Below are 6,605 nucleotides of genomic sequence, written 5' to 3' on the forward strand. Positions count from 1 at the left end.
CGACGCCATCTGGTCCGGGGTTAACCCCGGACCAGATGGCCAACAGCAACGCCGTCAGAAGGGCGGCATAACAACAACCGGGTATAGCTTATCAAGCCCGCAAAACTGTCCGAACGGACGGGACCACCTCTGGGAGAAGCAGAACGGTTCCAGCTTCCATGCCGATCGCTTCCGGCGCATGCATGAACTGATCGTCCAGTTCTATCGCGACGATACGCCCTGGCGTGCCGTCTACAACGTGGTTCCGACCACGCCCGACGCGCGGGCACGCATGGTATGGCGGAAACACCGGCCGCCCCACATGGGCCGGATCGATGCCGGTCATTACGTCAGCGAGGACGGTGGCCCGCGCCTGATGCGCTCCGTAATTCCGGTCCGCAATGCGCATGGCCGCGCCATCCATCCCACCGAAAAGCCGGTAGCCCTGCTGGAGATCCTGATCCGCACGAGCTGCCCACCGGGTGGCCTGGTGGGTGACTGGTTCGCCGGCTCTGGTGCGGCGGACGTCGCCTGCCGGCTGACCGGCCGGCGCTACGTCGGCTGCGAGATCGATCCTGTCATGGCGCAGAAGGCGCGCGACCGCATCGCGTCCGTGCTGCCGCTCGGCGAAGGGATTTCGCCATGACAGAACGTCGCGTGCGACCCGGTTTCGCGTCGCGTCCCGCCGACCCGGAACGCTGGGTCAGGATGCCGGAGAAGCCTACGACCCCCAACCGCTTTACCGCCCGGCTGACCATCGACGTCACGCCGGCGCTGCGTGCCCGCCTCAAGGTCGCGGCGTTCCAGCGCGGCATCACGGTCGCCGACATGCTGCGCGCGCTGCTGGCCCGCGAGTTCTCGGATACTTCTGGAGATGTGCCATGAACGCCACCCTCGCTCATGTCGAACTGACCTGGATTGAGAAGCGCATCGAGCACTGGATCCGCTTCGGCTCTGTCGCCCATGAGCAGATTCTCGATCGTCGGCGGCGGATACTGAGCTTTCCGCCGGACAGCGTGTTCGCGTTCCTGCGCTGGGCGGCGAACGATTACGGCACGGTGGTGTCCTGCATCGACATCGTGCGCGTCACCCGTTCCGACGAGCCGTATCAGACGGTGCCGTTCGTGCGGCCCGGTGGTGAGAGTCTGCTGCGCCAGAGCGGCTGGCCGAGGGTCCGCCTGGTGCTCGAAGCCGTCGATCGTATCGAAGCTATCGGCATTGATCCCGTCGATGTCGCGCCGGAACATTGGCGACATCTGCACAATCGGATGCTCGCCGGGCAGGCACCACGTCCCTACACGCGCGACCGCCATCAGGCCTGGCTGCGCCGGAGGGCGGTATCATGACGCGCTTCGGCTGGTTCTTCACCACCTATTTCGCAATACTCGGTGTTGGCACGTCAGTGGTGATCCATCCGGAGCCCCGGTTGATCTGGAACGCCACTGCCAGCACGCCGATTGGGCTGTACCGCCTGCAATCGGTAAGCATCCTGCATGTCGGCGACCTGATCGCGATCCGACCCTCGACAGACATTGCCACGATGCTGGCGCACGGCGGCTATCTGCCCCTCGGTGTGCCGCTGCTCAAGCCGGTTGCCGCACTGCCGGGACAACGGGTCTGTCGCATTGGTGCTGCCGTCACGGTCGACGGCAAGCCGCTCGGCGATGCATTGGCCCGCGATCATCGCGGCCGTCCATTGCCGGTCTGGCAAGGCTGTCGGCACGTCCTGCCCGGTCAGGTCTTCGTCATGAACGCAGCGGTCCCGACCAGTCTCGACGGACGCTATTTCGGCATCCTGCCGGTCGATGCGGTGCTTGGCCGTGCCCAGCCACTGTGGCTCGTGCCGTCACCGATGTCTCCCACCCCCAATCAGAAAGGAGGCTGACATGGCCCAGATCGGAACTTTCACGCGCACGGCTGACGGCTTCGCCGGTCGCCTGCGCACGCTCGCCCTCGACGTCGAACTGACGATCGTGCCGGCGACTTCGTCGGACGCCGAGTATGCGCCCGACTATCGTGTCCATCTCGGCGACGCCGATGCCGGACCGGAGGTGGGTGCGGGGTGGAAACGCACCGGCGAGAAGGCGGGCACTTACCTCTCGCTGGTTCTCGACGACCCCATGCTGGCGCAGCCGATCCGCGCCAATCTGTTCCAGTCCGATCGTCAGGGGCGCGCCTTCCATCTGGTCTGGAGCCGCCCGGTGAAGCGTGATGACCGGCGGTAAGGCGGCACTCCGGCTGCTCGGTGTCGTGCTTTCGGTCGTCGTTTCCATGACGATATCGGGGCATGTCGCGGTCGCCGATCCATACGCTGACATGATCGCGGAAGCGGCCAGACGCGCGCAGATTCCAGCTTCATGGATCGCCGCCGTGCTGCACGCGGAGAGCCGAGGCGATGCGCATGCCGTGTCGTCGGCGGGCGCGATGGGGCTCATGCAGGTGATGCCCGGCACATGGTCCAGCCTGCGCACGTCGCTCAGCCTTGGCGAGGATCCGTTCGACCCCCACGATAACATTCTGGCCGGTGCGACCTATCTGCGGTGGATGCGCGACCGCTATGGCGAGGCCGGGTTCCTTGCCGCCTACAATGCCGGTCCCGCGCGCTATGACGAGCATCTGGCGACCGGCCGACCGTTACCTGCCGAGACGCGGAACTACGTCGCATCCGTCAGCGCGCAGCTGGCTCTTTCGCTTCCCGATAACATCGCGATCGGCGCTCCGCTGGCACCATCCTGGCAGACTTCTTCCCTCTTTCCGGCGTCGTTCCTGCGTACGGGCGATGCGTCCCGGCCTGTCGGCAGTGCGTACGACCCGGCACGTTCATCTGGTTCCCGAATGACAGACTGGACGGCACTCGTACCGCAATCGGCAGGTCTGTTCATCGCGTCAGGACATGGGGAGGCGCGCCGATGATCCCCGTTCCGGCCCATCGGGCTCTGGCGGGCTATGGGTGCCTTGGGGATGGGGTGCTGGGGGGAGATAGGCAACGGAGGGAAGGACGGCAAGGTAAAAGCAGCGCCCGTTCGGGGCTGCATGTGGTTGGTTTGATTGGAGAATTTGTCCTCTCACCATGCACCGCCTGCGGCTCTTCGTCCATTTTTCCTAATCTTTTCAACGATCCGGGCCCGTCAGGCGCACATCGAAGCGGGGAGCGGGCCATGGCGACGCGCGATGACAGCCTGACTGTCCGGCCCGGACGCATCCAGCACGGCAACCAGGGCGCACGACCGAAATCCTTCGTCGGCGAGGTCATGCGTGCCGCGAAGAAGGCCGGTCATACCGGCACCCGGTTAGGAGCGAAGGGCAGGGGAGGCGGTGGCGGTTCCCGTTTCGGGCGCGGCCGGCGTGCGGCACTCTCCATGCGGTTGCGCAGCAATGCCCGTCGGGTCGTGGTCAAGGCGCGGGTCGTCCGCCAGCAGGGTGCGCGGTTTCGGTCAGCACCACTCGCCCGGCACATCGCCTATCTCAGGCGCGAGGGCGTCACTCGCGACGGGGCCAGGGCCCATCTGTTCGATGTCGGGTCTGATGAGGCGGACAGCAAGGCCTTCGCGGAACGCTGCGAAGACGACCGTCACCATTTTCGCTTCATCGTCTCGCCCGAGGACGCAGCACGGATGGAGGATCTGCGGGGCTTCGCGCGGGAGTTGATGCAGGACATGGAGCGCGACCTCGGCACCAAGCTGGACTGGGTCGGGGTGGATCACTGGAACACTGACAATCCGCATGTCCACATCCTGGTGCGCGGCGTGGCCGACGACGGCAAGGATCTGGTCATCAGCCGCGCTTATATCAGCCAGGGCCTGCGCGACCGCGCCGCCGAACGGGTGACGTTGGAACTTGGCCCGCGCAGTGAACAGGAAATCCGCACCGCGCTGGAAACCGAGATCGGCGCTGACCGCTGGACCAGTCTCGATCGCGCGTTGCAGGACATCAACGACGAGCGCGGCGGCATCGTCGATCTGCAACCGGGCGCGGGTGCTGAAGACCCGGAACTGCGCCGCCTGCTGGTGGGCCGGGCGAGCAAGCTGGAAGGGCTTGGTCTTGCCGAACCGGTCGGGGTGGCCCGCTGGACCCTCAAGCCGGGGCTGGAGGCGACGCTGCGCGATCTTTCCATCCGGGGCGACATCATCAAAACCATGCACCGCGCCATGTCCGGCGGTGGGACAGAGCCCGACATCGCGGGTTTCGCGATCCACGGTGAGAAGCTGGCCGATCCGATCGTTGGCCGGCTGGTCGAGCGCGGGCTAGACGACGAACTGAAGGGTTCGGGCTACGCGGTGATCGCCGGCACCGACGGGCGCACGCATCATCTCCGCTTCCCCGATCTGGATCTGACCGGCGATGCGAAGCCGGGCGCGATCGTCGAGACCCGCACCTGGGAGGATGCCAAGGGCACGCAGCGCCTGTCGCTCGCCACGCGCTCGGATTTCACGCTGGCCGAGCAGGTGACGGCGCCCGGCGCGACCTGGCTCGATCGCCAGTTGCTCGCCAAAGATTCGGCGCTGGCCAATGCGGGCTTCGGGGCCGAGGTCCGCGAGGCGAGGGCGCAGCGGATCGATCATCTCGCCTCCGAGGGGCTGGCCCGGCGGCAGGGCGAGCGCGTGGTGTTCGCACCCGACCTGCTCGGCACCCTGCGCCAGCGTGATCTCGATCAGGCGGCCGCCAGATTGGCGGCGCAGACTGGTCTGCAACACCGGCCCGCGAAGGAAGACGAGATTGTCTCGGGGGTTTATCGCCAGCGGGTCAACCTGTCCTCGGGTCGGTTTGCGATGGTCGACGATGGGCTGGGGTTCCAGCTCGTGCCGTGGCGCCCGGCGCTGGAGCAGAAGCTCGGACGGCAGGTTTCCGGCACCCTGTCGCCGGGTGGAGCGGTGGACTGGACTTTCGGACGGAAGCGGGGACTCGGGATTTGAAACCTTGCCGGTCAGTTCGTCAGTCCCACGCCATAGATCTCCATCAGTTCATAGAACCAGTCCGCATCGAGATTGTCGCTCTGGGAGGCGATCGCAATCGCGCTCTCCGTCCGGTCGAAAAGGGCGAAACAGATCTGATCGTTGTCATGGCGGGCGCGGTAGCTGATGCCGTCGGCATCGGACCATGCGTCGTGAACGGCTTTCGACCAGGCGTGTGGCAGATCGTACGGCAGGCCGGATGATGTGACCTCCGCCGTGGCGCCGAGCACAGCCAGTCCGGGGCCATGCAGCTCCACCAGCCGCAGTTCCCGATTGGCGCTCAGTATGGTGCAGGCCTTGGCGGCGATGAGATTGATCGGCAGCAGCGTGCGGCCTGGCGCGCGCAGGAACGTCTCCGCGAACGCGCCGGCCTGCTGTTCCGCCGTGTACAGAACGCCATGAGAGCCGTCCGGCGCGTTGAGACGCCCGGAGCGCGAACGGTCGAAATAAATCGGATCATGAGCGCGGGAGTGAAAACGATGCAGGGGATGGCCCGCGGGCAGAATGCGCCAGCGGGGTTGCCGGGAGGCGAGGTCTCCCGGCGGCCAGGGCTGGTTCGGCACGCGGTCAACCGCCCTGGACGCCGATGGACTGCGCGGCTTCCACAACCGCTTCGGTCTTGCCAGCGCCCAGCGCTTCGATCGGTGTCTGCCCGTCGAGTTGTGCGAGCGGCGTAACCAGGAAATTCAGACGGAACCATGCGCTTTCGCTTGGCAGGGCGGCGAGCACCGGCTTCAGGCCCGACACGACCCCATCCCCAGTGAACTGCGCGACCGGATAGCGCCGCTCGCCGCTCGGTCCCGGAACCGCCAGGATCGCCTGTTCGCGGACTTTCTTCTCGATGGCCTGGCGGGTGACTCTGAGCAGTTCCCTGACCTGATCGAGCGTATAGGCGCCACCGGCACGGCGAAGATCGTCGTCCCTGATCTGTTTCCCGCGTAACAGGGCAAGTCCCCATGGGCCGACCGCATAGGCATCTGTTGCGGTCTCGCGGGAGGGAGAGCGACCGGCTTGCGGCCGAACCTCGTATTCCAGCACCTGTGGCTTCGCGCTGGCACGTCCGCGCGTTCGAGCTGTCTTGCGTGCAGCCAGTTCCAGGCCGGCCGGCACCGTCACGATGCTGCCCACGCCGAGAAGTCGGGTTCTCGTATGGCTTCCCGCAACGCGGGTGCGTGTTTCCGAACCGGGTGTCGTGGGCATCCTGTCGCCTCCTGGCAGAGTCCTCTTCGTGATGGCAATATAGGAAACCATGACAACCAAAGCAACCAATAGAACGCCGCCACGCTCCTGGCTTTGGGCTGGCGTCAGATCAGCGCCGTACCCGCCGGTTCAGTATTCGGAGCCCCTGCGTCGTCCGCCTTCGGCGAGTCTTCCGGTAGCCGCTTCGGCAGCAAGGCGCGACGCTGCCCGAGCCAGAGTCCGTCGCTGATGTGATCCCGGCGCGGAGAACGCGTATTCGGGTGGATCAGGATGCTCAGGCCCCGGTGATTGAGTATCAGCCAAGGAACGAGCGTCGCGAACAGCCCGGTCTCGAAGGCGATCTGATACATCGGTGTTGATTTTCACTGAGAACTGGGTTCTTCCGTACTTTTCGTGATGGGTATCTTGTACTGAGGTTCCGGAACTGGGAAATCCAGAAAGTCGTTCACTTTCATGGATATTCCCCAGTGTCAC

At 65.6% G+C, this 6,605-nt stretch carries 10 protein-coding genes; 7 read left to right on the forward strand and 3 right to left on the reverse strand.

The genetic code is table 11. The annotated features are described in order from the left end of the window. Positions 1-178 precede the first annotated feature (178 nt). From CFR78_RS15635 to CFR78_RS15665, 7 genes are all read left to right on the forward strand, one after another. A complete protein-coding gene (locus tag CFR78_RS15635) occupies positions 179-625 on the forward strand; it encodes a site-specific DNA-methyltransferase (RefSeq protein WP_258366204.1) in 447 nt (148 codons plus the stop codon). After that, positions 622-864: a ribbon-helix-helix protein gene (locus CFR78_RS15640; RefSeq protein ID WP_034930465.1), complete on the forward strand. Its 243-nt coding sequence runs from the start codon at positions 622-624 to the stop codon at positions 862-864. The genes CFR78_RS15635 and CFR78_RS15640 overlap by 4 nt, the downstream gene beginning before the upstream one ends. Further along, entirely contained in the window at positions 861-1,325 is a 465-nt protein-coding gene (locus CFR78_RS15645; RefSeq protein ID WP_053323591.1) for a DUF2840 domain-containing protein, read from the forward strand. The genes CFR78_RS15640 and CFR78_RS15645 overlap by 4 nt, the downstream gene beginning before the upstream one ends. Continuing rightward, positions 1,322-1,864, forward strand: a complete 543-nt coding sequence (locus tag CFR78_RS15650) for a S26 family signal peptidase (RefSeq protein WP_034930458.1) — start codon at positions 1,322-1,324, stop codon at positions 1,862-1,864. Before CFR78_RS15645 ends, CFR78_RS15650 begins: the two co-directional genes overlap by 4 nt. A 1-nt stretch (position 1,865) precedes the next feature. Further along, complete coding sequence (locus CFR78_RS15655) at positions 1,866-2,204, forward strand: DUF736 domain-containing protein (RefSeq protein ID WP_034930454.1); 339 nt, start codon at positions 1,866-1,868, stop codon at positions 2,202-2,204. Then, positions 2,191-2,892, forward strand: a complete 702-nt coding sequence (locus tag CFR78_RS15660) for a lytic transglycosylase domain-containing protein (protein ID WP_034930451.1) — start codon at positions 2,191-2,193, stop codon at positions 2,890-2,892. The genes CFR78_RS15655 and CFR78_RS15660 overlap by 14 nt, the downstream gene beginning before the upstream one ends. 245 nt (positions 2,893-3,137) lie before the next feature. Then, the gene (locus CFR78_RS15665; RefSeq protein WP_034930448.1) at positions 3,138-4,892 is read left to right on the forward strand and encodes a relaxase/mobilization nuclease domain-containing protein; all 1,755 of its coding nucleotides are present in this window, start codon (positions 3,138-3,140) and stop codon (positions 4,890-4,892) included. Between the two features lie 11 nt (positions 4,893-4,903). On the opposite strand, the gene CFR78_RS15670 is transcribed toward CFR78_RS15665, so the two are convergent. From CFR78_RS15670 to CFR78_RS15680, 3 genes are all read right to left on the reverse strand, one after another. Continuing rightward, positions 4,904-5,494 (reverse strand): RES family NAD+ phosphorylase, encoded by a 591-nt coding sequence (locus CFR78_RS15670; protein ID WP_019086935.1) that lies wholly within the window; start codon positions 5,492-5,494, stop codon positions 4,904-4,906. A gap of 4 nt (positions 5,495-5,498) precedes the next feature. Continuing rightward, complete coding sequence (locus CFR78_RS15675) at positions 5,499-6,131, reverse strand: hypothetical protein (RefSeq protein WP_019086936.1); 633 nt, start codon at positions 6,129-6,131, stop codon at positions 5,499-5,501. A 104-nt stretch (positions 6,132-6,235) separates the two neighbouring features. Further along, positions 6,236-6,481 (reverse strand): DOPA 4,5-dioxygenase family protein, encoded by a 246-nt coding sequence (locus tag CFR78_RS15680; protein WP_370543935.1) that lies wholly within the window; start codon positions 6,479-6,481, stop codon positions 6,236-6,238. Positions 6,482-6,605: the final 124 nt, after the last annotated feature.

This window comes from Komagataeibacter rhaeticus (assembly GCF_003207855.1).
Classification (GTDB): Bacteria; Pseudomonadota; Alphaproteobacteria; order Acetobacterales; family Acetobacteraceae; genus Komagataeibacter; species Komagataeibacter rhaeticus.

Coding starts and splice junctions, on each gene's coding strand:
- CFR78_RS15650 (WP_034930458.1), top strand. CDS start 1,322: ATGACGCGCTTCGGCTGGTTCTTCACCACCTATTTCGCAATACTCGGT.
- CFR78_RS15655 (WP_034930454.1), top strand. CDS start 1,866: ATGGCCCAGATCGGAACTTTCACGCGCACGGCTGACGGCTTCGCCGGT.
- CFR78_RS15665 (WP_034930448.1), top strand. CDS start 3,138: ATGGCGACGCGCGATGACAGCCTGACTGTCCGGCCCGGACGCATCCAG.
- CFR78_RS15680 (WP_370543935.1), bottom strand. CDS start 6,481: ATGTATCAGATCGCCTTCGAGACCGGGCTGTTCGCGACGCTCGTTCCT.
- CFR78_RS15645 (WP_053323591.1), top strand. CDS start 861: ATGAACGCCACCCTCGCTCATGTCGAACTGACCTGGATTGAGAAGCGC.
- CFR78_RS15675 (WP_019086936.1), bottom strand. CDS start 6,131: ATGCCCACGACACCCGGTTCGGAAACACGCACCCGCGTTGCGGGAAGC.
- CFR78_RS15660 (WP_034930451.1), top strand. CDS start 2,191: ATGACCGGCGGTAAGGCGGCACTCCGGCTGCTCGGTGTCGTGCTTTCG.
- CFR78_RS15635 (WP_258366204.1), top strand. CDS start 179: ATGCATGAACTGATCGTCCAGTTCTATCGCGACGATACGCCCTGGCGT.
- CFR78_RS15640 (WP_034930465.1), top strand. CDS start 622: ATGACAGAACGTCGCGTGCGACCCGGTTTCGCGTCGCGTCCCGCCGAC.